The organism is Pseudorhodoferax sp. Leaf265, from assembly GCF_001422365.1.
Classification (GTDB): domain Bacteria; phylum Pseudomonadota; class Gammaproteobacteria; order Burkholderiales; family Burkholderiaceae_C; genus Pseudorhodoferax.
In genome coordinates this window covers 56,438-82,448 of record NZ_LMMT01000039.1, presented here as the reverse complement: position 1 = coordinate 82,448, position 26,011 = coordinate 56,438, and the positions used below count along the sequence as shown (strand labels likewise).

Below are 26,011 nucleotides of genomic sequence, written 5' to 3'. Positions count from 1 at the left end.
ATGCTGCCCGTCGACGAGATCCGCCTGAACTTCAACCCGGCCTCGCTGGCCGTGCTCAACGCGGTGCTGGCCTTCCTGATGTTCGGCATCGCGCTGGACACGCGCATCGCCGATTTCAAGCGCGTGGCGCGCATGCCGCTGGCCTTCGCGGTGGGCGTGGGCGCGCAGTTCGTCGCGCTGCCGGCCATCACCTATGTGCTCACGCGCGTGCTGGGCGTGGGCCCCAGCATCGCGCTGGGCATGATCCTGGTGGCCTGCTGCCCGCCCGGCAACATCAGCAACATCCTCACGCACCGCGCCAACGGCAACGTGGCGCTCAGCGTGTCGATGACGGCCGTCTCCAACGCGATCGCCATCGTGGCCATGCCGCTGAACTTCGCGCTCTGGGGCGGGCTGCACCCCACGGCCTCCGCGCTGATGCGCAGCATCGCGATCGACCCGCTGGAGATGGGTGGCCACATCCTCATCATCATCGGCCTGCCCTTCGTGCTGGGCATCTGGTGCGCCGACCGCTTCCCGCGCTGGACCGAGCGCTTCAAGAAGCCCATGCGCATCCTGAGCTTCGTGACGCTGATCGCCTTCATCGTCGGCGCCATCGCCGGCAACTGGCGCTACTTCCTGGACTACGTGGGCCTGGTCATCGTCGCCGTGGCGCTGCACGACACGCTGGCCTTCGCCACCGGCTGGCTCTGCGCACGCGCCTTCGGCCTGGCCGACTACGATCGCCGCGCGCTGACCATCGAGGTCGGCATCCGCAACGCCGGCCTGGGCCTGGTGCTGATCTTCAGCTTCTTCGGCGGGCTGGGGGGCATGGCCGTGGTGGCGGGTGTCTGGGGCTTCTGGGACATCATCGCCGGCCTGGCGCTGGCCAGTTGGTGGGGCAGGCGGCCACGGCAGGGCGGCGTGCCCTCCGGGACCGAGGCATGAGGGCGCGGCGCATCCTGGTGACCGGGGCCGACGGCTTCCTGGGCCGCGGCCTGCTGCAGGCGCTGGCCGCGCGGACGGACGTTCCTGCGGTCGTCGCCGCCGACGTGCGCGAGGTGCCGCCCGAACGCCGCCTGCCCGGCACCACCTACCTGCGCTGGGACGTGCGCGACGAGGGCCTTGCTGCCGTGTTGGCCATGCACGGCATCGACACCGTGGTGCACCTGGCCTCCATCGTCACGCCGGGCAAGGGCTCCACGCGCGCGCTGGAGTACGCGGTGGACGTGGGCGGCACGCGCCGGGTGCTGGACGCCTGTCTGGCACAGGGCGTGCGCCACCTCGTCGTCTCCTCCAGCGGCGCGGCCTACGGCTACCACGCCGACAACCCGGACTGGCTGACCGAGGACCACCCGCTGCGCGGCAACGAGAGCTTCGCCTATGCCCACCACAAGCGCCTGGTGGAAGAGATGCTGGCCGAGGCACGGCGTGCGCACCCGCAGCTCGCGCAGACCGTGCTGCGCATCGGCACCATCCTGGGCGAGCGCGTCGACAACCAGATCACCGCGCTGTTCGAGAAGGCCCGGCCGCTGGCCATCGCGGGCAGCGACAGCCCCTTCGTGTTCATCTGGGACGAGGATGTCTGTGGCGCGATGCTGCACGCGCTGGACGGCGCTGGCCCGCCCGGCTGCTACAACCTCGCGGGCGACGGTGCACTGACCATCCACGCGATCGCCGAGCGGCTGGGCAAGCGCACGCGCGTGCTGCCGGCCGGCCTGCTGCGCGCGGCGCTGCGGGTGGGCCGCGCGCTGGGCATCGGCCGCTACGGTCCCGAGCAGCTGGACTTCCTGCGCTACCGGCCGGTGCTTGCCAACACGGCGCTCAAGCAGCGCTTCGGCTACGTGCCGCGCAAGACCAGCGCGCAGGCCTTCGATGCCTTCGTTGCCGCGCGCAGCGCACAGGGGCGGCCGCTGTGACCGCACCGGCCGGATGCCGCTGCGGGACAAGGCGCGCGTGCGTCACGCCTGGCCGGCCGCGGCCTCCGTCAGCACCCAGCGCAGGAACGCAGCCACCAGCGGATCGTCCGCCTTGCCCTGGCCCACGAAGACGCTGTACCCGCGCGCGCTGCGGGCCTTGAACGGGTGAACCTGCACCAGATCACCGCGCGCCAGCTCCCGCTCCACACAGTAGTGCGGCACCAGACCCACTCCGAGGTCGGCACGCACGGCCTCGACCAGCATCGAGAACAGGTCGAACCGATGCCCGGCCATCGCGTTGTCGGGCTGCCGTGCGATGCCGGCGTGCGCAAACCAGTCCTGCCAGGCCCCCAGCCGCGAGCTGAGCTGCAGCAGGTTCACGGCACGGAAGTCGCCGCGCGCCATCTCTCGCCGCCCCCGGGCCTGCGGTGCGCCGACGGCCACGCATTCCTCGCGCATCAATGCATGCGCGGTGGCGCCCGGCCAGATCGCATCGTCGTACTGCAGGCCGATGTCGAAGGCCGGCTCCTCCATGTAGATGTGCGTCGGGAACACCTGCAGGTGCATGCTGGACGCGCGGTGTTGCGCCAGAAACCGCGGCATGCGCGGCATCAGCCAGCGCTCTGCCAGCACCGGCACCGCGCCCACCAGCAGGCGCTCGCCATCCGGCCGCTGGGCCATCGCCTCCAGCGTGTGGTTCTCCAGGCGCAGCAGATCGCCAGCCACCTGGGCGTGGTAGCGCCGCCCTGCGTCGGTCAGCGTGGTGCCGCGCGCGTGGCGCTGCACCAGCCGCAGCCCCAGCTGGGTCTCCAGCAGGCGCAGCTGCTGGCTGACGGCACTGTGCGTCAGGCACAGCTCTTCGGCGGCCTTGCTGATGCCATGGTGGCGCGCGATGGCGTCGAAGACGAGCAATGCGCGGGTGGCGGGAATCTGGCGGCGCACGGGACGGTCCACGGGCTGTAAGGAAAACTGACGGCCAGCGAGATTAAAGCAAAGCGGACGGGCACGCGGGGCGCAAGAATCGGCGCCCGATCCCCGCCTTGCTGCCAGACCACCATGACGCTGTCATTTCGCCTTCGTCTTGCCGCCATCGCCGCGGCCAGCCTGTGCGCCGCAGGCACCGCCCAGGCCCAGAGCTTCTCCGCCGTCGCCACCACGCCCACGACGGTCAGGCCCGCGGTGGACCAGGCCTACACCCGGCTGCTCGCGGCACCGGCGATCCAGCGGCTCATGGAGTCTGTCCAGGCCGACCACGCGCGGTCGATCCAGGACCTGGTCCTGCTGACCGAGATCGAGGCGCCGCCGTTCAAGGAGCGACCGCGCGCCGAAGCCTTCCTCGCACGGATGAAGGCCCTTGGCCTGGCCGACGCGAAGATCGACGCCGAAGGCAATGTGGTCGGTCTGCGCAAGGGCAGCGGCAACGGCCCCAAGCTGCTCGTCTCCGCGCACCTGGACACAGTGTTCCCCGCGGGCACCGACGTGAAGGTCCGGCAGGACGGCAACAAGTACAGCGCGCCGGGCATTTCCGACAACACGCGCGGCCTGGCCGTCCTGCTGTCGTGGCTCAAGGTGCTCAACGACAACCACGTCCAGACCGTCGGCGATCTGCTCTTCGTGGGCAATGTCGGCGAGGAAGAACTGGGCAACCTGCGCGGCATCAAGGCCATCTTCGCCGAGCACCTGGACATCGACGGCATGGTCGGCATCGAGCCGGCGCCAGACGGCACCGTGCTGGTGCTGGGCACCGCGAGCCACCGCTACGAGGTGACGTTCAAGGGGCCGGGCGGCCACAGCTATGGCGCCTTCGGCCAGGTGCCGAGCGCCATCCACGGCATGGGCCGCGCCATCGCCAAGATCGCCGAGGTCAGGACGCCGAGCTTTCCCAAGACCACCTTCACCGTTGGCACCGTGGGCGGCGGCACCTCGGTGAACACCATCGCCCCGGACGCGCGCATGGCGATCGACATCCGCTCCGACGCGATGGGGCCGCTGCTCGAGACCGAGAAGAAGATCCTGGCCGCCATCGACGAGGCGGTGGCCGAAGAGAACCAGCGCTGGAAGGTGACGACGCTGAGCGTGTCCAACAAGCTGATCGGCGACCGCCCGGGCGGCCAGACCGCGTCCGACTCGGTGATCGTCGAGGCGGCCACGCGGGCCAATGCGTCCTTCGGCCACAAGACGCTGTTGTCTGGCGCCAGCACCGACGCCAACGTGCCGATGGCGCTCGGCATCCCGGCGATCATCGTGGGCGGCGGCGGCAAGACCGCAGGCTTTCACGCCATGAGCGAATCGATCGACCTCACGGATGCCTGGAAAGGCGCGCAGAACTCCCTCGCCACCGTGCTCGGGCTGGTCGGGGTGCAGGGCGTGAGCGAAGCGCTGCTGCCCAAGCGCGCGCCGCGGGCCAGGTGAGCGGGGCACGCGGCTCGCAGATGCGCAGGCGCAGGCCCGTGCGCGCGCGGCCTTAAGTTCAGCCTCATCTTCACACGCGCGGCAGCGCTAGCATGGGCGCGCCCCAACGACTGCCGCCCCCCATGCCCCAACAAGAACGGCTCGCGCTCGCGCGCCAGCAGGCCCGCCGCATCTGGCGCCTTTCCCTGCCCTACTTCCAGTCCGAAGAGAAATGGCGCGCCCGCGGCCTGCTGGCCGGCATCGTGGTGCTGAACCTGGTCGGCGTCTGGCTGCTGGTGCAGTTCAACAACTGGTACGGCGTGTTCTACGACGCGCTGCAGAACAAGGACCAGGCGGTGTTCTGGCAGCAGTTGGGACACTTCACGCTGATCGCGTTCGGACTGATCGTGGCAGCGGTCTACCGCTTCTACCTGACGCAGTTGCTGGAGATGCGCTGGCGCGCCTGGATGACCGGCAGCTACCTGAAACGCTGGACGGCCAACCACGCGTTCTACCGCATGGAGCTGGCCCGCTACGGCCAGGGCGACAGCAGCGCTCCGCCGGACAACCCCGACCAGCGCATCCAGGAAGACCTGAACCTGTTCACCACCTACACGGTGTCGCTGACCATGGGCGCGTTCAAGGCGCTGGTCACGCTGGTCAGCTTCGTCGGCATCCTGTGGGGGCTGTCGGGCGCCTTCGCGTTCGAGCTGGGCGGTCACCGCTTCGAGATTCCGGGCTTCATGGTCTGGATGGCGGTGCTGTACTGCCTGGCCGGCAGCCTGATCACGCACTTCATCGGCCGGCCGCAGATCGGCCTGAACTTCCGCCAGCAGCGGCTGGAGGCCGACTTCCGGCACCACATGGTGCGCGTACGCGAGTACAGCGAGGCGATCGCGCTGGACCGCGGCGAGCAGGTCGAGCGCCAGCAGCTCGACCTGCGCTTCGCGCGCGTGCTGGCCAACTACCTGCAACTGCTCAAGGCGCAGAAGCGGCTGATCTGGTTCGGCAGCTTCTTTGGCCAGGCGGCCGTGATCTTCCCGTTCCTGGTGTCGGCACCACGCTTTTTCAGCGGTGCGATCCAGCTCGGCGAGCTCATGAAGATCACGGCCGCCTTCGACGAGGTGCAGAAGTCGCTGTCCTGGTTCGTCGACAACTACCAGGAGCTGGCCGTCTGGCGCGCCACCACCGACCGGCTGACCACCTTCGAAGACAGTCTGGCCGCGCTCGCCGCAGACGTCGCAAGCCAGGGCGCCCGGCACCAGTTGTCCGACGGCGTGCTGGCCACGCACGACCTCGCGCTGGCCCTGCCCGACGGAACCCCGCTGTTGGCCGCGCTGAACCTGCAAGTTGAGCCGGGCGAGCGCGTGCTGCTCAAGGGCCCGTCGGGCAGCGGCAAGTCCACGCTGCTGCGCGCCATCGCCGGCATCTGGCCGCATGCCAGCGGCAGCGTGGCGCAGCCGGCGGACGCCATGTTCATCCCGCAGCGCCCCTACTTCCCCGATGGACCGCTGCGCGATGCGCTGGCCTACCCGAAGCCGGCATCGGACTACCGCGACGAGGACCTGCGCACCGCACTGCGCGACGCCCAGCTGCCGCAGCTGCAGGACAGCCTGGACCGCGAGGACGCCTGGAGCCAGAAGCTCTCGGGCGGCGAACAGCAGCGGCTGGCGGTGGCGCGCGTGCTGCTCAAGAAACCGCGCTGGATCTTCGCCGACGAGGCCACCAGCGCGCTCGACGCGCCGGCCGAGCAGGCGGTCTACGCCAAGCTCGTGGGCCAGGTGCAGGCGGCCGGCGGCGCCCTGCTGTCGATCGCGCACCGGCCGGCCGTGTCCGCCTTCCACGACCGCAGCTGGCAGTTGGTGCCGAACGACGGCGGGGCGGCGCGCTTCCGATTGCAACAGGCACCACTGCCAGCGCATTGAACGGTCAGACCCGGTTGACCGTCGGGCTGCAGCCTCTCGCCTCAACACGGCGCGCTGGACCGAGCGCGACACCTGTCGCAGGCGGGTGCGACAGCTGTCCAGCCGGCTGTCACACCCGGATCCACCTTTCTGCAGAAAAATCTTTTAAAAACAAATACTTATTTTCATGATCCGGCAGGCATGCGGCTTGCGGAGCAGAGATCGCCGCGGCCACGCCGGCCCGGCGAGACCCACCGCAAGGAGACGACAGCATGACCCAGACCCTGGCCGAAGCGCCGGTCACCACCCCATCCGCCGAAGCCGCGCAATGGCTGCAGGACTTCGGTGCCGCGCTGGCCCGCGGCGACATCGCCGCCACGCTCGACGCCTTCGCCGACGACTGCTACTGGCGCGACCTCGTGGCCTTCACCTGGAACCTGCACACGGCCGAGGGCAAGGATGCCATCGCCGCGATGCTGCAGGCCAACCTGGCCCGCGTCGCGCCCAGCAGCTGGCAGGTGCAGGACCAGCCCAGCCATGCCGACGGCGTGACCGAAGGCTGGTTCACCTTCGAAACCGCCGTGGCGCGCGGGCGCGGCCACCTGCGGCTCAAGGACGGCAAATGCTGGACGCTGCTGACCGTGATGAGCGAGCTCAAGGGCTTCGAGGAGAAGAAGGGGCCGCGCCGCGTGCTGGGCGCCGAGCACGGCGCGCGCCGCGACCGGACCACCTGGCTTGACCGCCGCCAGCAGGAGGAGGCGGCACTGGGCTACACCGAGCAGCCCTACTGCGTGGTCATCGGCGGCGGCCAGGGCGGCATCGGCCTGGCGGCGCGGCTCAAGCGCCTGGGCGTGCCCACGCTCGTGATCGAGAAGAACGCGCGCGCCGGCGACTCCTGGCGCAAGCGCTACAAGTCGCTGTGCCTGCACGACCCGGTCTGGTACGACCACATGCCCTACCTGCCGTTCCCGGACGACTGGCCCGTGTTCTGCCCCAAGGACAAGGTCGGCGACTGGCTGGAGATGTACACCAAGGTCATGGAGCTCAACTACTGGAGTTCCACCGAGGCCCGGAGCGCCAGCTTCGACGAAGCCAGCCAGACCTGGCGTGTGACGGTGGAGCGCCAGCATGCCGACGGCCGCAGCGAGACCGTGGTGCTGCGGCCCACGCAGCTGGTGTTCGCGCTCGGCGTCTCGGGTTTTCCGTCGGTGCCGAAGATCGCCGGTGCCGAAACGTTCGAGGGCGAGCAGCACCACTCCAGCGCCCACCCGGGTGGCGAGGCCTATGCCGGCAAACACTGCGTGGTGCTGGGCTCGAACAACTCGGCCCACGACATCTGCGCCGACCTCTGGGAGCACGGCGCCAATGTGACGATGGTGCAACGCTCGTCCACGCACATCGTGAAGTCCGATTCGCTGATGGAACTGGCGCTCGGCGGGCTGTATTCCGAGGAGGCCGTGGCCAGCGGCATCACCACGGAGAAGGCCGACCTGCTGTTCGCCTCGGTGCCGTTCAGGATCATGCACAGCTTCCACGTGCCGGTGTACGAGGCGATCCAGCAGCGCGACCGGGACTTCTACGCGCGGCTGGAAAAGGCCGGCTTCCTGCTCGACTTCGGCGATGACGGCTCCGGCCTGTTCATGAAGTACCTGCGGCGCGGCTCGGGCTACTACATCGACGTGGGCGCGTCCGAGCTCGTGGCCGACGGCAGCATCCATTTGAAGAGTGGCGTCAACATCGAACGGATCAAGCCGCGCTCGGTCGTGCTGACCGATGGCACGGAGTTGCCGGCCGACCTGTTGGTCTACGCGACGGGCTATGGCTCGATGAATGGCTGGGTCGCCAGCATCGTGTCGCCCGAAGTGGCCGACCGTGTCGGCAAGTGCTGGGGGCTGGGCTCGAACACCACCAAGGACCCCGGCCCCTGGGAAGGCGAGCTGCGCAACATGTGGAAGCCCACGCAGCAGCCGCAGCTGTGGTTCCACGGCGGCAACCTGCACCAGTCGCGCCACTACTCGCAGTACCTGGCGCTGCAGCTGAAGGCGAGGATGGAGGGGATCGCAACCCCGGTCTACGGCCAGGGCGCCGTGCACCACCTGCGCTGAGCGCAGGCCGCCGGCCTCACAGGCCGGTGGTCTTCTTGGCCGAGGGGTCGGCGTAGGTGAGCGGGCTGTCCGCTTCCTTGGGCGGGTTGAGCGTGAGGTTGCCGGTCTGCGCCACATCGATGGCGTTGCCGCCAGCGCGCCACAGGCTTTGCAGGAAGTCCAGCAGCTTCTTGGAGATGGGCTCCTTGGGCGGCTCGGGCGGCTTCTCTTCCTCGACCTTGGGCTTTTCGGTCCAGTTCTTGGGCGCGGCATCGTCCGGGCCGGAAGGCTGGTCCGGGCCCGGCTTCTGGCCGGTGGCCTGGTAGCGGCCCAGGGCTTCGGCCGTCTCGGCGGTGGGGGCGGCATCCGCCTGCAGGCGCTGCTCGAAAGCCTCGGTCACCGCTTCGATGCTGGACTTGGGCGGCACCGCGCCGGTCTGCCCGGCCTGGACGCCCTGCCCGCCCACGCCAGACGCCGCCACCATGACGGCTCCGGCCGCGGTGGCGGCCTCGTCCTCGCCGACACGGCCGGAGCGGATCAAGGCATCGGCCTGGGCCGACAGCTCCACCCGGATCGAGGGCTCGGGCTGCTGTGCGACCGCGCGCTCCTGCAGCACCCGGGTTTCTTCGCGCGTGGCCCGCGCCACGGTTCCGGCGGGCGCTGCTGCGCTGCCGGCGGCCGGCTGCGAATCGGCGCCGGCTGGCCCGTTCACAGTGCGATCAACAGAAGGCAGTTGCATGGCGCTCACCAAAAGGACTGGACGAACGGCAAGGGACATGGGTTTTCCCTGGCCTCGATCCTCTTAACGGCAGAACTGAACCGGAATTTAGGCCTATTTCTTCAAAGGGCCCAAAATTCTTCACACAACCGTACAGCCGCTCACAAAAAGCGCTCCAGCAGCCGGCGCGACGGCCGGTCCAGCGCCTGGCGGTCGCGCACACGGTAGTGCACGCCCTGGCCGCTGGCGATCAGCAGGCCGCCATCGGGCAGGCGGCGAATGTCCTCTTCGCTCTTGAGCACGAAATCGCTGGTGCCGCGGTCGGTCTCCACGCGCCAGATGCTGGGCGTGGAGAAGGTGGACACGCTGAGCAGGCGCCGCACCTCGGGCTGGAATTCGCGCGCAGCGAGTTCCTCGTCGAGCAGCGCACGTTGCGCGCCTGGCAATGCATCCAGGTTGTCGATCCAGACCAGCTCGCGGCCATCGGTGCCGACCAGCGACAGGCCGTCGCCCGGTGCCGACAGCGGAAAGGCCCGCACCGGCACCACGCCGGCATGTTCGATGGCCCCCAGGCGCAGCACCAGCTGGCCCATGGGATGGCGATGCAATTCGAAGTCCATCACACGCCTCCCGCCGGATGGGCCGGGTGGCTGGCCGGCACCTCGGCCAGCGCATCGCCGTCGGCGTCCACACGCCGCACCTGGGCCTCGTACAGCCGCCAGTAGGCGCCCTGGCGCGCCATGAGTTCGTCGTGCGGACCGACTTCGACGACCTGGCCGCGGTCCATGACCACCAGCCGGTCGGCCTTGCGCAAGGTAGACAGCCGGTGCGCGATGGCGATCGTGGTGCGCCCCTGCACGAGGTTGTCCAGCGCCTTCTGGATTTCCTTCTCGGTCTCGGTGTCCACGGCCGAGGTGGCTTCGTCCAGGATCAGGATCTTCGGGTCGATCAGCAGCGCGCGCGCGATCGAGATGCGCTGGCGCTCGCCGCCCGACAGACCCTGGCCACGCTCGCCGACCAGCGAGTCGTAGCCCTGCGGCAGGCGCAGGATGAATTCGTGCGCGTGGGCGGCGCGCGCGGCGGCGACGATCTCGGCGCGCGTGGCGTCGGGCCGGCCGTAGGCGATGTTTTCGGCGATGGTGCCGAAGAACAGGAAGGGCTCCTGCAGCACCAGGCCGATGTGGCGCCGGTAGTCGGCCACGCGCAGGCGGCGCAGGTCCAGGCCGTCAACCCGGATCGCACCCTCGCTCACGTCGTAGAAGCGGCAGATCAGGTTCACGAGCGTGCTCTTGCCCGAGCCGCTATGGCCAACCAGGCCGATCATCTCGCCGGGCCGGATGTCCAGCGACAGGTTGCGGATCACCGAGCGGTTGCCGTAGCGGAAGGCGATGCCGTCCATCTGCAGCCCGCCACGAAGGCCACCGGCCGGCAGCACCAGCGGTTCGGCCGGCTCGGGCACGTTGGAGCGGTGGTCCAGGATGTCGAAGATGCGCTTGGCACCCGAAGCGGCCTTCTGCGTGACCGAGACGATGCGGCTCATGGAGTCCAGCCGCGTGTAGAAGCGGCCGATGTAGGCCAGGAAGGCGGTCAGCACGCCGACCGTGACCTGCTGGTGCGCCACCAGCCAGATGCCGAAGGCCCAGACCACGAGCAGGCCGATCTCGGTCAGCAGCGAGACCGTGGGCGTGAACAGCGACCAGGTCTTGTTGAGCCGGTCGTTGACCTCCAGGTTGCGCTGGTTGGCGTCGCGAAAGCGCTGGGCCTCGCGCCCTTCCTGAGCGAAGGCCTTGACCACGCGGATGCCGGGAATGGTGTCGGCCAGCACGCTGGTGACATCGGACCAGACCCGGTCGATCTTCTCGAAGCCGGTGCGCAGGCGGTCGCGCACCACGTGGATCATCCAGCCGATGAAGGGCAGCGGCAGCAGGGTCACCAGCGCCAGCCCGGGGTGGATGGAGAACAGCACAGCCGCCGTCATGCCGATCATGAGCACATCGGTCGCGAAATCGAGCGCATGCAACGAAAGGAAAACGCAGATGCGGTCGGTTTCCGAACCGATCCGCGACATCAGATCGCCAGTACGCTTGCCGCCGAAGTAATCGAGGGACAGCTGCAGCAGATGGTCGAAGGTGGCAGTGCGCAGGTCGGCGCCGATGCGCTCGGACACCAGGGCCAGCAGGTAGGTGCGCCACCAGTTCAGGCCCCAGCCCAGCAGCGCCGCCGCCAGCAGGCCGGCCAGGTACATCAGCACCGTGCCGGGCGCGATCTGCTGGCCGTTCTGGAACGGGATCAGCACCTTGTCCATGAGCGGGATCGTCAGGTAGGGCGGCACCAGCGTCGCGGCCGTGGAGGCCAGCGTCAGCACGAAGCCCAACAGCAGTTGCATGCGGTAGGGATGCGCGAAGCGCCACAGTCGCAACAACACCCAGGTGGAAGGCGGCGTATGCAACTCGCGAAAACAAACGCTACAGGTTTCGCTGTCCGCAGGCAGCGGAGCGTGGCAGGTCGGGCAGGTGCTGCCCTCGTCCTCGTCGGCCGGATCCTGGCTGCCGCGGCGTTCGAACTGGCGCAGCAGGCGCAGCGCCTGCGGGTCCGCCCCCAGCGTGAACCGCCAGTGCGCCAGCCGCTGGCGGCCATCGTGCAACTCGAGTTGGCCGACGCCGGCGTGGTCGGAGTGGCGCAGTTCCAGGCCCGCCGCCAAAGGCCAGCTGTGGACCTGCGGCGAACCTGTCTCGCAGGTGACAGCAAGGAGGCGCTGCTCCGTCAACGCCAGCAGACCTGGCGCAAAACGCAGTTGCGCATCCAGGTCAACCGCCACGCTGGCTGTTACGTTTTCACCGCCTGCCAGTTCGGCCTTGAGGGCGGATTGGAGCGTAGAACTGGAAAGGCCGACCTGATGTGGAAGATGCATGTTGAACAGATGAGGCGCGAAATTCTCGCCGAAGCCCATCGGGCCCAGCCCGGGGGCCAACCACAACGCGCCAGGCGCTCCGCATGACGACAAGCCGCCCACCGGTCGCCCCCTCGCGCGCCGCCGACATCCAGCTGCTGCGCATCCGCTACCTGCGCGGCCCCAACATCTGGACCTACCGCTCGGCCCTGGAGGTCTGGCTGGACCTGGGCGAGCTGGAGGACTTTCCCTCGAACCTGATCCCCGGCCTGACCGAGCGCCTGGTGGCCATGCTGCCCGCGCTGGTCGAGCACCACTGCGGCGTGGGCGAGCGGGGCGGCTTCCTGCAGCGCCTGGTCGAAGGCACCTGGGCGGGCCATGTGCTGGAGCATGTGGTCATCGAACTGCTGAACCTGGCCGGCATGCCGACCGGCTTCGGGCAAACCCGCAGCACCTCGCAGCGCGGCGTCTACCGCATGGTGTTCCGCGCGCGTGACGAGCAGGTGGCGCGCACGGCCCTGGCCTGCGGCCACCGGCTGCTGGCGGCGGCGATCCATGGCGAGGCCTTCGCGGTGCCCGTGGCCGTGGCCCAGATCCGCGCCAAGGTCGACGACTGCTACCTGGGCCCCAGCACGGCGTGCATCGTGGCCGCTGCGGGCGACCGCGGCATCCCCCACATCCGGCTCAACGACGGCAACCTCGTGCAGCTGGGCCACGGCGCGCGCCAGCGCCGCATTTGGACCGCCGAAACCGACCGCACCAGCGCGATCGCCGAAGGCATCGCCCACGACAAGGACCTGACCAAGACGCTGCTGGCCTCCTGCGGCGTGCCAGTGCCTGCAGGCCAGGTGGTCGACAGCCCGGCTGCGGCCTGGGAGGCGGCGCAGGACATCGGCCTGCCCGTGGTCGTCAAGCCGTCGGACGCCAACCATGGCCGCGGCGTGAGCCTGGACCTGTCTGAGCAGGCCGACATCGAGAAGGCCTATGGCGTGGCCGACGCCGAAGGCAGCGAAGTCATCGTCGAGCGCTTCATCCGCGGCGACGAACACCGCCTGCTCGTGGTCGGCGGCAAGGTCGTGGCGGCTGCGCGCGGCGAAAGCCTGTCCGTCACGGGCGACGGCCGCCAGAGCGTGGCCCAGTTGATCGACAGCCAGCTCAACAGCGATCCGCGCCGCGGCGATGCCGAGGAGTTCCCGCTGGAGACCATCGACCTCGAAAAAGACGGCGTGATGCGCCTGCTGCTCGAGCGCCAAGGCCTGGACGGCGCGGCGGTGCCGGCCAAGGGCCGGCGCGTGCTGGTGCAGCGCACCGGCAACGTGGCCATCGACTGCACGGACGAGGTGCACCCCGAGGTGGCCCATGCGGCGGCACTGGCTGCGCGCGTGGTCGGCCTGGACATCGCCGGCATCGACCTGGTGGCCGAGGACATCGGCAAGCCGCTGCAGGCCCAGGGCGGCGCCATCGTCGAGGTCAACGCCGGCCCCGGCCTGCTGATGCACCTGAAACCCGCAGAAGGCGCACCGCGCCCGGTCGGCCAGGCCATCGTGGACCACCTGTTCGCCGAGGACGAAGACGGCCGCATCCCCATCGTCGGCGTGGCCGGCACGTTGGGCACCGCCACCATCGCGCGCCTGGTCGCCTGGCTGCTGCACCTGTCGGGCCGCCGCGTCGGCCTGGCCTGCAGCGACGGCCTGTTCCTGGACAGCCGCCGCGTGGACGCCAGCGACTGCGCCGGCTGGGAGAGCGGCCACCGCCTGCTCATGAACCGCGCGATCAACGCCGCCGTGCTGGAGAACGGCCCGGCCTCCATCCTGCGCGACGGCCTGGCCTACGACCGCTGCCAGGTCGGTATCGTGACCGACATGGGCGGCGCCAGCACCCTGGCCGAATTCGACATCCAGGAGAGCGACCAGCTCGCCCGCGTGCTGCGCACCCAGGTCGATGTCGTGCTGTCCGATGGCGCGGCCGTGCTCAATGCCAGCGACGCGCGCGTGGCCGCACTGGCCTCGCTGTGCGACGGCCAGGTCATCCTGTACGGCAAGGAGGCAGAACTGCCGGCCATCATGGCGCACCGCGCCAACGGCGGCCGGGCCGTGCTGATGCAGCAGGGCCAGCTGGTGCTGGCCCAGGGCAGCAGCGTGACGGCGCTGGCCGGCATCCAGCAACTGACCGCGCGCCGCGGCAAGGCCATGCGCGACGACAAGCTGGTCTGCAGCGTGCTGGCCGCCGTGGCAGCGGCCTGGGCGCTGCAGATCTCGCCGGACCTGATCTCCGCCGGCCTCAAGACCTTCGAACTCGATCCCGGATCGACCACCCGTACCGCCAAGACCCTGGCCGCGCGCTGATGCCCTCCACCGACGACAACAGCTTCGTGCAAGCACGAGACAACACCATGCACATCTCTCGCGTGCGGGCCCTGCGCGGCCCGAATCTGTGGAGCCGGCACACGGCGCTCGAGGCCATCGTCTCCTGCGCGCCGCCCGAGCGCTCCATCGTCGAACTGCCGGGCTTCGAGATCGCCGTGCGCGCGCGCTTCCCGACCATCGGCACGCTGCGCTCCGGCCCCAACACCGGCCCCGTGGCACTGGCGCACGTGCTCGAGAGCGCGGCGCTGGCGCTGCAGGCGCAGGCCGGCTGCCCTGTCACCTTCAGCCGCACGGCGGCCACACTGGAGCCCGGCATCTACCAGGTCGTGGTCGGCTACAGCGAGGAGGCCGTGGGCCGCCGCGCACTGGAACTGGCCGAGGCCTTGATCCAGGCCACGCTGCAGGGCCAAGCCTTCGACGTGGACGCGGCGATCGCCGAGTTGCGCGCGCTGGACGAGGACGAGCGCCTAGGCCCGAGCACGGGCTGCATCGTCGACGCCGCCGTGGCGCGCGGCATCCCCTACCGCCGGCTCACGCGCGGCTCCATGGTGCAGTTCGGCTGGGGCTCGCAGCAGCGCCGCATCCAGGCCGCCGAACTCGACGCGACCAGCGCTGTCTCCGAGTCCATCGCCCAGGACAAGGACCTGACCAAGAAGCTGCTGCACGCCGCCGGCGTGCCGGTGCCGCATGGCCGCCCCGTCGCCAGCGCCGAAGAGGCCTGGGCCGTGGCCCAGCAGATCGGCCTGCCCGTGGTCGTCAAACCGCAGGACGGCAACCAGGGCAAGGGAGTGACGGTCAACATCACCGACCGCGCACACCTGGACGGCGCCTTCGCCACCGCGGCCGAATATGGCGAAGTCATGGTCGAGCAGTACCTGCCCGGCAGCGACTTCCGCCTGCTGGTGGTCGGCGACAAGCTCGTGGCCGCCTCGCGGCGCGACCCGCCCCAGGTGACTGGCGACGGCGAGCACACCGTGCGCGAACTCGTGGACATCGTCAACGCCGACCCGCGCCGCGGCGACGGCCACGCCACCGCACTGACCAAGATCCGCTTCGACGACATCGCCGTCGCGCGGCTCGGCGCGCAGGGCCTGGAGCCCGATTCGGTGCCCAGGAAGGGCCAGCGCGTGATCCTGCGCAACAACGCCAACCTGTCCACCGGCGGTACCGCCACCGACGTGACCGACGATGTGCACCCGGACATCGCCGCGCAGGCCGTGGCCGCCGCCCAGATGGTCGGCCTGGACATCTGCGGCGTGGACCTGGTCAGCGAAACCGTGCTCAAGCCGCTGGAGCAGCAGCGCGGCGGCATCGTCGAGGTCAATGCCGCACCGGGCCTGCGCATGCACCTGTCGCCCTCGTACGGCAAGGCGCGCAACGTGGGCCAGGCCATCGTCGACACGCTGTACGGCGCTGGCGAGGACGGCCGCATCCCGGTGGTGGCTGTGACCGGCACCAATGGCAAGACCACGACCACGCGGCTGATCGCCCACCTGTTCACCGCCGCCGGCCTGCGTGTGGGCATGACCAACACCGACGGCGTCTACGTGGAAGGCCGCCAGATCGACAGCGGCGACTGCAGCGGCCCGCGCAGCGCGCGCAACGTGCTGATGCACCCCGATGTGGATGCCGCCGTGTTCGAGACCGCGCGCGGCGGCATGCTGCGCGAAGGCCTGGGCTATGACCAATGCCAGGTGGCCGTCGTCACCAACATCGGCGCTGGCGACCACCTGGGCCTGAACTACATCACCACGGTGGAAGACCTGGCCGTGCTCAAGCGTGTGATCGTGCAGAACGTGGCCACCAGCGGCTACGCCGTGCTCAACGCCGCCGACCCCAATGTGGCGGCCATGGCCGCCACCTGCCCGGGCCAGGTGATCTTCTTCGCGGCCGACCGCCACCATCCGGTCATGGCCACGCACCGCGCCCAGGGCCGGCGCACCGTGCACGTGGACGGCGACCACCTCGTCGCCGCAGTGGGCTCCTGGCGCGAGACGATCGCGCTGCGCGACATCCCGATCACGCGGGGCGGCGCTATCGGCTTTCAGGTCGAGAACGCGATGGCATCGGTGGCAGCGGCCTGGGCCGCCGGCCTGTCCTGGGACGCGGTGCGCCGCGGGCTGGCCAGCTTCGCCAACGATGCCGACAACGCCCCCGGCCGCTTCAACGTGATGGACTACCGCGGCGCCACCGTGATCGCCGACTACGGCCACAACCCGGACGCCATGCGCGCCCTGGTCGCGGCCGTCGACGCGATGCCGGCGCAGCGGCGCAGCGTGGTCATCAGCGGCGCCGGCGACCGGCGCGACGAGGACATCCGCGAACAGACCGCCATCCTGGGCAACGCTTTCGACCACGTCATCCTGTACCAGGACGCCTGCCAACGCGGCCGCGCCGACGGCGAAGTGCTGGCGCTGCTGCGCCAGGGCCTGGTGCGAGCCAGCCGTGCCCGCCAGGTGGAAGAAATCCACGGCGAGTTCAAGGCCATCGACCATGCGCTGGCGCAACTGCAGCCCGGCGACCTGTGCCTGGTGCTGGTGGACCAGGTGGAGGAAGCCCTGGCCCATCTGGCGCGCTGCGTCGACGAAGCGTCCAGCGTGCCGGCCTGACGTTTCGATACGGTTTCGGTGCGGCCTGCGGGGCGGACCCGCAGGCTAAAATCCGCCATTTGTCGAAACCGTCCCCCATGTCCGCTGCACCTGCAGGGCACGCACGTGCCAGCTTCGACTTGAAGAGCGCCAGCCTGCCGTTGATCACGGTGGTGCTCAAGACCCCGAACCTCGCCACGCTGTCGCAGGAACTGCAGGCCCGCTTCGGCGAAACCCCCGATTTCTTCGACGAAGACCCGGCCGTGATCGTGCTGACGCAGATCGCGCAGGACCCCACGCCGCTCAGTTTCTCGGTGCTGCTGACGTTGCTCAAGCACTACCGGCTGCGCCCCTTCGGCATCCATGGCGGCAGCTTGGCGCACAAGGAAACCGCAGCGGCCGTCGGCCTGATGGACCTGCCGGAGATCTCCTCGTCCGCCGTGGCGGTGCCCGGCGATGCCCCGGCGCCCGCACCGGCACCGGCGGCGGCGCCGGCCGTGGCCGCCCCGGCGAGCGGAACCATGGTGATCGACCGGCCGCTGCGCTCGGGCCAGCAGGTCTACGCCCGCGGCTGCGACTTGATCGTGCTGCAGGCTGTCAACTTCGGCGCCGAGATCATTGCCGATGGCAACATCCACGTGTATGCGCCGCTGCGCGGCCGGGCGATTGCCGGCGCGCGCGGCAACACCGACGCCCGCATCTTCAGCACCTGCATGGAGGCCCAGCTGATCTCCATCGCAGGCATCTACCGCACCAGCGAAGTCGCCCTGCCTGCCGACGTGCTGGGCAAGCCCGCCCAGGTGCGCCTGGCCGGCGAAAGTCTGGTGCTGGACCCCATCTGAATCCATCCCTTAGAAAAAGGACCTCCATTCCATGAGCAAGATCATCGTGGTCACCTCCGGCAAGGGGGGTGTGGGCAAAACCACCACCAGCGCCAGTTTTTCGTCCGGCCTGGCACTCAAGGGCCACAAAACCGTCGTCATCGACTTCGACGTCGGCCTGCGCAACCTGGACCTGATCATGGGTTGCGAGCGCCGCGTGGTCTACGACCTGATCAACGTGATCCACAACGAGGCCAACCTGAACCAGGCGCTGATCAAGGACAAGCAGTGCGAGAACCTGTTCGTGCTGGCTGCCTCGCAGACGCGCGACAAGGACGCGCTGACACAGGACGGCGTCGAGAAGGTGCTCAAGGACCTGGCCGAGATGGGCTTCGAGTACATCGTCTGCGACTCGCCGGCAGGCATCGAGACCGGTGCGCTGATGGCCATGCACTTCGCCGACTACGCGCTGGTCGTGACCAACCCCGAGGTCTCTTCGGTGCGCGACTCCGACCGCATCCTGGGCATGCTGGGCTCCAAGACCAAGCGCGCCATGGAAGGCGGCGAGCCGATCAAGGAACACCTGCTGATCACGCGCTACAACCCCAATCGCGTGGCCGACGGCCAGATGCTGTCGCTGGAGGACATCCAGGACATCCTGCGCATCCCGCTGATCGGCGTGATCCCCGAGTCCGAGGCCGTGCTGCAGGCCTCCAACCAGGGCGTGCCCGCCATCCACGGCAAGGACACCGACGTGGCAGAAGCCTACAAGGACGTGGTGGCCCGCTTCCTCGGCGAGGACAAGCCGATGCGCTTCGTCGACGCCGAGAAGCCCGGTTTCTTCAAGCGACTGTTCGGGAGGTAAGGCCGATGTCGTTTCTGTCCTTTCTGCTCGGGGAGAAGAAGAAGACCGCCAACGTCGCCAAGGAGCGGCTGCAGATCATCTTGGCGCACGAGCGCGGCAGCCGCGGCGGGCTCAAGCCCGACATGCTGCAGGAGCTGCAACGCGAGCTCGTGGCCGTGATCTCCAAGTACGTCGCGGTCAACCAGGAGCACATCAAGGTGAACCTGGAGCGCCAGGACACGCTGGAAGTGCTCGAGGTCAAGATCGAACTGCCCGAAGGGCGCTGAGACCATGCGGGCCTGGCTGCTCCTGAGCACCTTGCTGGTGCTGGCCTGTACGCGCGCCGATGCGCAGAAGGTGGGCGAGGTCGACACCGCGTTCCAGTGGCTGGGGCCCAACCACAAGATCGTGGTCGACGCCTACGACGACCCGCGCGTGCAGGGCGTGACCTGCTATGTCTCGCGTGCGCGCACGGGTGGCATCAAAGGCGCCGTCGGCCTGGCCGAAGACAAGGCCGAAGCCTCCATCGCCTGCCGTCAGGTCGGCCCGATCAGCGTGCCGCAACCGCTGCCGGCCCAGGAAGAGGTGTTCAGCGAGCGCATGTCGGTGCTGTTCAAACGCCTGCGCATCGTGCGCATGGTCGACAGCCAGCGCCACACGCTGGTCTACCTGACCTACTCCGACCGGCTGGTCGAGGGCTCGCCGCAGAACGCCATCACAGCCGTGCCGGTCGACCGCGCCACGCCGCTGCCGGTCAAGTAAGCGGATGCCCGAAGAGCGCCCATCGGTCCTGACACCCGACGAGGCCTCGTCCCCCGACGCGGACCTCTCCACACTGGCCCCGCTGCGCTGGCCGGTGTTCCGCATGCTGTGGCTGGTCTGGCTGGCCTCCAACATCTGCATGTGGATGAACGACGTGGCAGCGGCCTGGCTCATGACCTCGCTGACCACCTCGCCTGTCTGGGTAGCCCTGGTGCAGACGGCGGCCACCATGCCGGTGTTCCTGTTCGGCCTGCCCAGCGGCGCGCTGGCCGACATCGTGGACCGGCGTCGCTTCTACATCACGACCCAGTTCTGGGTGGCCAGCGTGGCGCTGCTGCTGTGCGCCACGGTGCTGACAGGCACGGTCACGCCGCCGCTGTTGCTGCTGCTGACCTTCGCCAACGGCATCGGCCTGGCGATGCGCTGGCCGGTCTACTCGGCCGTGGTGCCCGAGCTGATCCCGCGCGCGCAGTTGCCCGCCGCGCTGGCGCTCAACGGCATCACCATGAATGCCTCGCGCATCGTCGGCCCGCTGCTGGCCGGCGCGCTGATCGCCAGCATCGGCAGCGCCGCGGTGTTCGTGCTCAACGCCGTGCTCTCGCTGGCCTCGGCCTTCATGCTGATGCGCTGGAAGCGCGAGCACAAACCCGACCCGCTGGGCCGCCAGCGCCTGTGGAGCGCCATGCGCGTGGGCGTGCAGTTCGTGCGCCAGTCGCCGCGGCTCAAAGCCGTGCTGCTGCGCATCGCGCTGTTCTTCTTCCATTCCACGGCCTTGATTGCGCTCTTGCCGCTGGTCGCGCGCGGCCTGCAGGGCGGCGACGCCGCCACCTTCACGGTGCTGCTGGCCTCCATGGGCATGGGCGCCATTGCCACGGCCTTCCTGATGCCGCGGCTGCGCCAGTTGCTGGCGCGCGACCAGGTCGTGCTGTACGGCACGCTGCTGCAGTCGGGCGCCACGCTGGTGATGGCCTTCGCGTCCAACGTGGCGGTGGCGGTGCCCGCCATGTTTGTGGCCGGCATGGCCTGGATCGCCACGGCCAACTCGCTGTCGGTCTCGGCCCAGCTGGCCCTGCCGGACTGGGTGCGGGCCCGCGGCATGTCGATCTACCAGATGGCCATCATGGGCGCCAGCGCGTTCGGTGCCGGGCTGTGGGGCCAGGTGGCCGCGCTCGGCACCGTGCAGCTGAGCCTGCTGGTGGCGGCGCTCACGGGCGGCACCGCGATGTGGCTGGCAACACGCTTCGTGGTCGACCTGCAGATCGAGGAAGACCTGTCGCCCTCGCACGCGCTGCCGGTCCCGGTGGCGGCGCAGCCACCGGCCACGGGCCATGTGCTGGTCAGCATCGACTACCGCATCGACCCCACGCGCGCGGCCGACTTCGAGCGCGTGATGCAGGACAGCCGGCGCAGCCGCCTGGCCCAGGGCGCGCTCGAGTGGCATCTGCTGCGCGACATCAGCGACCCGGGGCACTACACCGAGCAGATCGTCGACGAGTCCTGGACCGAGCACCTGCGCCGTTTCGACCGCGTGACCGGTGCCGACATCGCGCTGCGCGAACGCAAGCTCGCCTTCCACCTGGAAGAAGCGCCGCCGCGCGTGACGCGCTACGCCATCGACACGCCGCGCACGTAGCGCCGACGCAGTTCGACGGCGGCGATGCAGATGGCCAGCCAGGTCAGGCCGGACGCGAATCCGGCCAGCACGTCGCTGGCCCAGTGCACCTGCAGCAGCACACGGCTCACGCCCATGCAATAGGCCAGCAGCACCGCCAGCAGCACAGCCGGCAGATGCCAGCGCGCGGGCAGCAGGCGCACGCACAGGTAGGCCAGCATGCCGTAGACCACGACCGAGCCCGAGGTGTGGCCGCTCGGGAAGCTGTAGCCATCGGCCACGGCGAAGCCGTGCTCGTGCAGCGGCCGCACGCGCGCGAAGACGCGCTTGAGGCCCTGGTTCAGCAAGCCGTTGCCGGCGCAGGCCACGACCCAGCCCAGCGCGAGCCAGCGCTGGCCGCTCCACAACAGGGCCACAGCCACCAGCACCACGAGCGCGACCAGGGTCAGCGGATCGCCCAGGTGCGTGGCCGTGCCGACCACGCGCAAGGCGGACGCGGGCAAGCGCTGCGACAGGGCTCCGGCCAGCCGCTGGTCGAACAGGCCCAGCTCCTCGCCGGCGTCCATGGCCTCCATGGCCTCGGCGAACAGCGCGGCCGTGGCCAGCATGAAACCGCCGCCCAACGTGAACCACAGGCCCAGCCAGGCCCAGGGCGGCAACCATGCGCGGGGGGCGCGCAGGTGCAGATGGCGCAGTGCCGTGAACAGCAGGCCGGCGACGACGAGCATGGCCAGCAGCCCCCCGCCAGCCGCCACCAGCGCATGCTGGCCCAGCCATTCGGCCAGGGCCTGGGCGCGTAGCGCGTCTTCAGACATGGGCGCTCCGGTCCAGGTCCAGCGCATGGCGGGCCACGCAGGCGAAGCGCTGCGTGGCTTCGTCGAAGTCCCAGCGCTCCACGCGCGCCGCACCCTCGCCCCGGTGCAAGACGTTGACCGAGTTGTTGGCCTCGCGGCGCAGCCGCGAGGACAGGGCCGTGCCGGCCTGCACACACCACACGCGCCGGGCCAGGCCGGCGTGCAGCGCATGCAAGGGCAGCACATAGGGCAGGTGGATGTGGCCGCCGGCCACCACGTCGGCGCCGGCCGCAGCCCAGGCCCGCACGGCGGCCTCGTGGCCCCGAAGAAGATCGCCCGCATCGCGCGGCGTCGGCACGGCCACGGGCTGGTGCACGACCACCACGCGCAACTGGCCGTGCGTGCCCTGACGCAGCCGTGCCGCCACGCGCGCGATCTGCTCGGGCGAGACCTGGCCATGCTGGTGGCGCCAGCGGCGCGTGGTCTTCACGCAGACCACCAGCCAGTCGGGACTTGCATGCACGGGTTCGAGATCGGCGCCGAAGGCCCGCCGGTGGCGCGCATAGGGCCACAGCAAGCGCGCAGCCAGGTTGACGAGCGGGATGTCGTGGTTGCCCGGAATCGCGAGCACGGGCCGGCCCAGCCGCCCGCAGAATGCCTGGGCGGCAGCGAACTGCGCCACGGTGGCACGCTGCGTGATGTCGCCGGACAGCAGCACGCGTTCAGGCGCAAGGTCCTCGGCCAGCGCCACCAGCGCCTCGCGCACGGGCACACGCTCGGTGCCGAAATGCGTGTCCGAGATCTGCAGCAGGACGCTCATCGAGAACCTTCGCGCTGCGCGCTGCGGTGCCGAGCACCTTGGGGCGGCCCGGCGGTGCTCACGCGGGCTCCACCCGGTCTTGCGGCATGGGCGTCAGCAGCCACAGCGGCTGCGGCGAGACGCGGAAGTTCAGCGGCGCGCGCAGCCAGCAGATCTCGCCATCGGTTGCCACTTTGACGCGCGCCGTGCGGCGCGGCGCGGCCGGCCGCATCGCCAGGCGTTCGAACCCGAAGCGCAACACGTCCTCGGCCTCGCCGAGCCGGCCGAAGGCGCCGCGCAGCATCAAGCCCAGCATGCCCAGCGTGCCGACCGGGCGCAGCATCAAGGCCACCAACTGCCCCTGAGCGAGCAGGCCGGCCTCGGGCACGCCGATCTGCTGCAGCTGCAGGCCGTTGTTGCCCACGAACAGCGTGGAGGTGCGCACGGACTGCTGCCGACCCTGGCATTCGAGCTGCAGCCGCAGCGGCCGGTGCGCGTGCAGCAGCGTGACCAGTGCCGACCACAGCGCCACCAGACGGCTGCGTCCGTAGCGCTGCTTGTAGGCCTCGCGGTCTTGCAACAGCTGCGGGTACAGGCCCACGCTGGCGTTGACGAGGAACAGTCGATCGTTGACCTGTCCCACCTGCACCGGCGCGGGCCTGGCCCGCAGCAGCGCGCGCGTGGACTGTTCGGTGTCCGAGGCAATGCCGTGCGTGCGGCTGAAGTAGTTGAAGGTGCCCTGCGGCAGCACGCCGAACGGCAGGCCGGCCGGCAGCACGGCCTGGGCCACGGCGTTGAGCGTGCCGTCACCGCCGGCCGCGACGACCGCGCCCTGGCGGCCCTGCGCGCGGCGCACCGCCTCGGCAGCGACCTGGGCCACGTCCATGCCGCGCTCGATGCGCAGCACCTCGTGCGGCCGACCGGCGGCATCCAGGATGCCGGAGATGGTGCGCTGGGTGTCCTCGGCATCGGAACGGCCGGAGCCGGCATTGAGCACGATGACCAGCGGGCCGTCGGCTGCGAACTCGGGCGGTGTGGCGGCAGCAGGAGGGGTCTGGTTCACGGGCGGGCAGCTTAGCAGCGCGCTGCATGGCCGCATGTCGGACAGGGCCGCGGCCAAACCGCGCGCACAGTTCTGGTGCAGCGTGGACAATCGCTGGCTTTCGCGCCGCCGTGGCGCGCCGGAGACCTGGCCATTCGCTCCCACGACAACACCCGCGGCATCCTGGCCATGCTTGCGGCGATCAGCTTCTTCGCCTGGATGGACGCGGTCATGAAGCTGCTGGCCGCCCACTACCCCGCCGTGCAGGTGGCGGCCCTGCGCGGCATCGCCGGTTTGCCGCTGGTCTGCCTGTACCTGTGGTGGCGCGGCGACGCCGGCCGGGTGCTGCAGGTGCGCTGGCCGCTGCACCTGCTGCGTGGCGTGTTGGGCGTGGCCATGCTCTCGCTGTTCGCGTACGGATTGCAGACCCTGCCCATGGCCGTGGCCTACACGCTGTTCTTCATCGGTCCGATCCTGATCGCGCTGCTCTCGGTGCCCGTGCTCAAGGAGCGCGTGCGGCGTTCGCACTGGCTGGCGCTCGCGGCGGGCATGCTGGGCGTGCTGGTGGCGCTGCGCCCGGACCAGGACGCCCTGCTGAGCTGGGGCGCACTGGCAGTGCTGGCCGCCGCGTGTTGCTACGCCGTCTCCGCGATCACGGGCCGCGTGCTGACGCGCACCGATTCCAACGGCAGCCTGGTGTTCTGGATGACGCTCTTGATCGCCGTGGGTGCCGGCGGGCTGGCCGCGCGCGGCTGGGTGCCGTTGCGGGCCGAACATGCCTGGACCATCGTGGCGCTGGCCGTCACCGGCTTCATCGGCCAAATGTGCATCACCGAAGCCTTCCGCCATGGCCAGGCGGCCGTGGTCGCACCCTTCGAGTACGCGGCGCTGGCCTGGGCCGTGGGGCTGGACTGGCTGTTGTGGCGCACGCTGCCCGACGCCGCGACGCTGGTGGGCGCGGCCATCATCGTGGCCAGCGGGCTGTACCTGGTGCAGCAGGAGCGCCGCGCGCGCCAACTCGGCTAGCTAGTTCTTCTTGCGGGCGGCATGGCGCTCATGCCATTCGGCCAGCGAGAAGTCGGGGTAGCGGTCGAAACGCGGGTCGCCGCGCTTGCCCTCCACCGCCACCCAGTTGGCCTTGGAATCGAGCAGGATGTGCGCGTTCTCAGGTGGCACGGGCAGCGGTGTGTCGATGGCGCTCGCGTGCGGGTGCACGAGCTCGGGCCACTGCGGATCCCACAGCCACAGCGCGCTGCCGCAGCGCCCGCAGAAGTGCCGCTGGCCGCTGCTCTGGCGGTCTGGCTGGCCCTCTTCGCGCAGGACGGCCTGGTACTTGCGCAGGTGACGCTTGCCGCGCACCTGGAGCGTGCCGGCATCCGCACCCAGGTTGATCGCGTAACCGCCACCGCCGGCCGTCTTGCGGCAGATCGAGCAGTAGCAGCGCATGAACGGCACCGGCGAGGACGATTCCACCGAGAAGCGGACGCTGCCGCAGTGGCAGGAACCTTCGAGTTGCATGCAGGCCTCCAAAAGCAAAAACCGCCGGACAAGGCCGGCGGTTCAGGACAGGGAGCAGGTGGCGATCAGACCGAGAAGCTCGAGCCGCAGCCGCAGGTGGTGGTCGCGTTCGGGTTCTTGATCACGAACTGGGCGCCTTGCAGGTCTTCCTTATAGTCGATCTCGGCGCCGACCAGGTACTGGTAGCTCATCGCGTCGATCAGCAGCGACACGCCATTCTTGGTCATGGTCGTGTCGTCCTCGTTGCTGATCTCGTCGAACGTGAAGCCGTACGAGAAACCCGAGCAGCCGCCACCCTGCACGAACACGCGCAGCTTGAGCTCGGGGTTGCCTTCCTCGGCGATCAGATCGGCCACCTTGGCCGCTGCGGCGTCGGTGAACACAATGGGATCGGGCATGACTTCGATGTTTTCGGCAACTGCGCTCATGGGGGTGTGCTCCAGAAATGGTCGACCGATGCTAATGCAAACGCCCGACGGGCGCCCCGCGCGGCCGATTTGCCGGCTTCGCAGGTGCGGTCTTTCACAAAAAGAAAAACCGCCCAGCGGGCGGTTCTTCTCGGGTTCGCCAGGGCGCGATCAGCGCTTGGAGAACTGCTTGCGGCGGCGTGCAGAGTGCAGACCGACCTTCTTGCGTTCCACTTCGCGGGCGTCGCGGGTCACGTAGCCGGCAGCGCTCAGTTGCGGCTTCAGCGTCGCGTCCCAGTCGAGCAGCGCGCGCGTGATGCCGTGGCGCGTGGCGCCGGCCTGGCCCGATTCGCCGCCGCCATGGACGTTGACCTGGATGTCGAAGGTCTCGACATGGTTGGTCAGCACCAGGGGTTGCTTCGCGATCATGATGGAGGTTTCGCGGCCGAAGTAGGCCTTGATGTCCTTGCCATTGACCGTGATGTTGCCACTGCCCTTTTTCAGGAACACACGGGCAACGCTGGATTTGCGTCGGCCGGTGCCATTGTTCCAATCACCAATCATTGCGTGGCT

General features: G+C 69.6%; 23 protein-coding genes. 13 read left to right on the top strand and 10 right to left on the bottom strand.

Annotated features, from left to right (window positions below):
- Together ASF45_RS29285 and ASF45_RS29280 are read left to right on the top strand one after the other, a co-directional pair.
- Entirely contained in the window at positions 1–927 is a 927-nt protein-coding gene (locus ASF45_RS29285; RefSeq protein WP_082551348.1) for a bile acid:sodium symporter family protein, read from the top strand.
- Positions 924–1,898 (top strand): SDR family oxidoreductase, encoded by a 975-nt coding sequence (locus ASF45_RS29280; protein WP_056672020.1) that lies wholly within the window; start codon positions 924–926, stop codon positions 1,896–1,898. The genes ASF45_RS29285 and ASF45_RS29280 overlap by 4 nt, the downstream gene beginning before the upstream one ends.
- Positions 1,899–1,940: 42 nt before the next feature.
- Here ASF45_RS29280 and ASF45_RS29275 read toward each other — a convergent pair whose 3' ends face one another.
- Positions 1,941–2,852: a LysR family transcriptional regulator gene (locus ASF45_RS29275; protein WP_369802188.1), complete on the bottom strand. Its 912-nt coding sequence runs from the start codon at positions 2,850–2,852 to the stop codon at positions 1,941–1,943.
- Positions 2,853–2,954: 102 nt separating this feature from the next.
- Here ASF45_RS29275 and ASF45_RS29270 point away from each other — a divergent pair, with 102 nt between their 5' ends.
- From ASF45_RS29270 to ASF45_RS29260, 3 genes are all read left to right on the top strand, one after another.
- Positions 2,955–4,310, top strand: a complete 1,356-nt coding sequence (locus ASF45_RS29270) for a M20/M25/M40 family metallo-hydrolase (RefSeq protein WP_056672015.1) — start codon at positions 2,955–2,957, stop codon at positions 4,308–4,310.
- 122 nt (positions 4,311–4,432) lie between these two features.
- Positions 4,433–6,214 carry an ABC transporter ATP-binding protein/permease gene (locus ASF45_RS29265; RefSeq protein ID WP_056672011.1) on the top strand — a complete coding sequence of 594 codons (1,782 nt, stop codon included), beginning with the start codon at positions 4,433–4,435 and terminating at the stop codon, positions 6,212–6,214.
- A 251-nt stretch (positions 6,215–6,465) separates the two neighbouring features.
- Positions 6,466–8,298, top strand: a complete 1,833-nt coding sequence (locus ASF45_RS29260) for an NAD(P)/FAD-dependent oxidoreductase (RefSeq protein WP_056672007.1) — start codon at positions 6,466–6,468, stop codon at positions 8,296–8,298.
- 16 nt (positions 8,299–8,314) lie between these two features.
- Here ASF45_RS29260 and ASF45_RS35695 read toward each other — a convergent pair whose 3' ends face one another.
- The 3 genes from ASF45_RS35695 to ASF45_RS29245 all read right to left on the bottom strand — a co-directional run bounded on the left by ASF45_RS35695 (position 8,315) and on the right by ASF45_RS29245 (position 11,906).
- Complete coding sequence (locus tag ASF45_RS35695) at positions 8,315–9,016, bottom strand: hypothetical protein (protein ID WP_156473234.1); 702 nt, start codon at positions 9,014–9,016, stop codon at positions 8,315–8,317.
- Between the two features lie 140 nt (positions 9,017–9,156).
- Complete coding sequence (locus ASF45_RS29250) at positions 9,157–9,615, bottom strand: DUF1854 domain-containing protein (protein ID WP_056672003.1); 459 nt, start codon at positions 9,613–9,615, stop codon at positions 9,157–9,159.
- Positions 9,615–11,906 carry an ABC transporter ATP-binding protein gene (locus ASF45_RS29245; RefSeq protein ID WP_056672828.1) on the bottom strand — a complete coding sequence of 764 codons (2,292 nt, stop codon included), beginning with the start codon at positions 11,904–11,906 and terminating at the stop codon, positions 9,615–9,617. Before ASF45_RS29245 ends, ASF45_RS29250 begins: the two co-directional genes overlap by 1 nt.
- Positions 11,907–11,989: 83 nt before the next feature.
- On the opposite strand from ASF45_RS29245, the gene cphA (ASF45_RS29240) reads away from it, so the two are divergent.
- The 7 genes from cphA (ASF45_RS29240) (at position 11,990) to ASF45_RS29210 (ending at position 20,899) form a co-directional block, all read left to right on the top strand.
- A complete protein-coding gene (gene cphA / locus ASF45_RS29240) occupies positions 11,990–14,230 on the top strand; it encodes a cyanophycin synthetase (RefSeq protein ID WP_056672000.1) in 2,241 nt (746 codons plus the stop codon).
- A gap of 47 nt (positions 14,231–14,277) precedes the next feature.
- Positions 14,278–16,860: a cyanophycin synthetase gene (gene cphA / locus ASF45_RS29235; RefSeq protein ID WP_056672826.1), complete on the top strand. Its 2,583-nt coding sequence runs from the start codon at positions 14,278–14,280 to the stop codon at positions 16,858–16,860.
- Between the two features lie 77 nt (positions 16,861–16,937).
- Entirely contained in the window at positions 16,938–17,681 is a 744-nt protein-coding gene (gene minC, locus ASF45_RS29230) for a septum site-determining protein MinC (RefSeq protein ID WP_056671996.1), read from the top strand.
- A gap of 31 nt (positions 17,682–17,712) precedes the next feature.
- Entirely contained in the window at positions 17,713–18,525 is an 813-nt protein-coding gene (gene minD / locus ASF45_RS29225; RefSeq protein WP_056671994.1) for a septum site-determining protein MinD, read from the top strand.
- A 5-nt stretch (positions 18,526–18,530) separates the two neighbouring features.
- Positions 18,531–18,791, top strand: a complete 261-nt coding sequence (minE, locus tag ASF45_RS29220; RefSeq protein ID WP_056671990.1) for a cell division topological specificity factor MinE — start codon at positions 18,531–18,533, stop codon at positions 18,789–18,791.
- A gap of 4 nt (positions 18,792–18,795) precedes the next feature.
- Positions 18,796–19,266 carry a CreA family protein gene (locus ASF45_RS29215; RefSeq protein WP_056671987.1) on the top strand — a complete coding sequence of 157 codons (471 nt, stop codon included), beginning with the start codon at positions 18,796–18,798 and terminating at the stop codon, positions 19,264–19,266.
- Between the two features lie 4 nt (positions 19,267–19,270).
- On the top strand, positions 19,271–20,899 hold the full coding sequence (locus ASF45_RS29210; protein ID WP_056671985.1) for an MFS transporter: 1,629 nt from the start codon (positions 19,271–19,273) through the stop codon (positions 20,897–20,899).
- Here the strand turns inward: ASF45_RS29210 and ASF45_RS29205 are convergent.
- The 3 genes from ASF45_RS29205 to ASF45_RS29195 are packed head-to-tail and all read right to left on the bottom strand — an operon-like array spanning position 20,872 to position 23,534.
- Entirely contained in the window at positions 20,872–21,693 is an 822-nt protein-coding gene (locus ASF45_RS29205) for a phosphatase PAP2 family protein (protein WP_056671983.1), read from the bottom strand. The genes ASF45_RS29210 and ASF45_RS29205 overlap by 28 nt on opposite strands.
- Positions 21,686–22,492, bottom strand: a complete 807-nt coding sequence (locus ASF45_RS29200; RefSeq protein ID WP_056671981.1) for a metallophosphoesterase — start codon at positions 22,490–22,492, stop codon at positions 21,686–21,688. The genes ASF45_RS29205 and ASF45_RS29200 overlap by 8 nt, the downstream gene beginning before the upstream one ends.
- 58 nt (positions 22,493–22,550) lie before the next feature.
- Positions 22,551–23,534 (bottom strand): diacylglycerol kinase family protein, encoded by a 984-nt coding sequence (locus tag ASF45_RS29195; RefSeq protein ID WP_056671980.1) that lies wholly within the window; start codon positions 23,532–23,534, stop codon positions 22,551–22,553.
- 75 nt (positions 23,535–23,609) lie between these two features.
- On the opposite strand from ASF45_RS29195, the gene ASF45_RS29190 reads away from it, so the two are divergent.
- A complete protein-coding gene (locus ASF45_RS29190; RefSeq protein ID WP_369802187.1) occupies positions 23,610–24,539 on the top strand; it encodes a DMT family transporter in 930 nt (309 codons plus the stop codon).
- Here the strand turns inward: ASF45_RS29190 and ASF45_RS29185 are convergent, their stop codons facing one another.
- The 3 genes from ASF45_RS29185 to rpsI form a co-directional block, all read right to left on the bottom strand.
- Positions 24,540–25,031, bottom strand: a complete 492-nt coding sequence (locus tag ASF45_RS29185; RefSeq protein ID WP_056672819.1) for a GFA family protein — start codon at positions 25,029–25,031, stop codon at positions 24,540–24,542.
- A 65-nt stretch (positions 25,032–25,096) separates the two neighbouring features.
- Positions 25,097–25,459 carry an iron-sulfur cluster insertion protein ErpA gene (gene erpA, locus ASF45_RS29180; protein WP_056671977.1) on the bottom strand — a complete coding sequence of 121 codons (363 nt, stop codon included), beginning with the start codon at positions 25,457–25,459 and terminating at the stop codon, positions 25,097–25,099.
- Between the two features lie 150 nt (positions 25,460–25,609).
- Positions 25,610–26,002, bottom strand: coding sequence for a 30S ribosomal protein S9 (gene rpsI / locus ASF45_RS29175; RefSeq protein ID WP_056671974.1), 393 nt, complete (start codon positions 26,000–26,002; stop codon positions 25,610–25,612).
- Positions 26,003–26,011: the final 9 nt, after the last annotated feature.

What these genes read in the sequence shown, in the direction of transcription:
- ASF45_RS29285 (WP_082551348.1), top strand. Translation starts at nt 1, where the DNA reads ATGCTGCCCGTCGACGAGATCCGCCTGAACTTCAACCCGGCCTCGCTG.
- ASF45_RS29215 (WP_056671987.1), top strand. Translation starts at nt 18,796, where the DNA reads ATGCGGGCCTGGCTGCTCCTGAGCACCTTGCTGGTGCTGGCCTGTACG.
- ASF45_RS29270 (WP_056672015.1), top strand. Translation starts at nt 2,955, where the DNA reads ATGACGCTGTCATTTCGCCTTCGTCTTGCCGCCATCGCCGCGGCCAGC.
- ASF45_RS29200 (WP_056671981.1), bottom strand. Translation starts at nt 22,492, where the DNA reads ATGAGCGTCCTGCTGCAGATCTCGGACACGCATTTCGGCACCGAGCGT.
- ASF45_RS29280 (WP_056672020.1), top strand. Translation starts at nt 924, where the DNA reads ATGAGGGCGCGGCGCATCCTGGTGACCGGGGCCGACGGCTTCCTGGGC.
- ASF45_RS29260 (WP_056672007.1), top strand. Translation starts at nt 6,466, where the DNA reads ATGACCCAGACCCTGGCCGAAGCGCCGGTCACCACCCCATCCGCCGAA.
- ASF45_RS29250 (WP_056672003.1), bottom strand. Translation starts at nt 9,615, where the DNA reads ATGGACTTCGAATTGCATCGCCATCCCATGGGCCAGCTGGTGCTGCGC.
- ASF45_RS29265 (WP_056672011.1), top strand. Translation starts at nt 4,433, where the DNA reads ATGCCCCAACAAGAACGGCTCGCGCTCGCGCGCCAGCAGGCCCGCCGC.
- minE (WP_056671990.1), top strand. Translation starts at nt 18,531, where the DNA reads ATGTCGTTTCTGTCCTTTCTGCTCGGGGAGAAGAAGAAGACCGCCAAC.
- cphA (WP_056672000.1), top strand. Translation starts at nt 11,990, where the DNA reads ATGACGACAAGCCGCCCACCGGTCGCCCCCTCGCGCGCCGCCGACATC.
- ASF45_RS29245 (WP_056672828.1), bottom strand. Translation starts at nt 11,906, where the DNA reads ATGCATCTTCCACATCAGGTCGGCCTTTCCAGTTCTACGCTCCAATCC.
- erpA (WP_056671977.1), bottom strand. Translation starts at nt 25,459, where the DNA reads ATGAGCGCAGTTGCCGAAAACATCGAAGTCATGCCCGATCCCATTGTG.
- cphA (WP_056672826.1), top strand. Translation starts at nt 14,278, where the DNA reads ATGCACATCTCTCGCGTGCGGGCCCTGCGCGGCCCGAATCTGTGGAGC.
- minD (WP_056671994.1), top strand. Translation starts at nt 17,713, where the DNA reads ATGAGCAAGATCATCGTGGTCACCTCCGGCAAGGGGGGTGTGGGCAAA.
- ASF45_RS35695 (WP_156473234.1), bottom strand. Translation starts at nt 9,016, where the DNA reads ATGCAACTGCCTTCTGTTGATCGCACTGTGAACGGGCCAGCCGGCGCC.
- ASF45_RS29185 (WP_056672819.1), bottom strand. Translation starts at nt 25,031, where the DNA reads ATGCAACTCGAAGGTTCCTGCCACTGCGGCAGCGTCCGCTTCTCGGTG.
- minC (WP_056671996.1), top strand. Translation starts at nt 16,938, where the DNA reads ATGTCCGCTGCACCTGCAGGGCACGCACGTGCCAGCTTCGACTTGAAG.
- ASF45_RS29205 (WP_056671983.1), bottom strand. Translation starts at nt 21,693, where the DNA reads ATGTCTGAAGACGCGCTACGCGCCCAGGCCCTGGCCGAATGGCTGGGC.
- ASF45_RS29210 (WP_056671985.1), top strand. Translation starts at nt 19,271, where the DNA reads ATGCCCGAAGAGCGCCCATCGGTCCTGACACCCGACGAGGCCTCGTCC.
- rpsI (WP_056671974.1), bottom strand. Translation starts at nt 26,002, where the DNA reads ATGATTGGTGATTGGAACAATGGCACCGGCCGACGCAAATCCAGCGTT.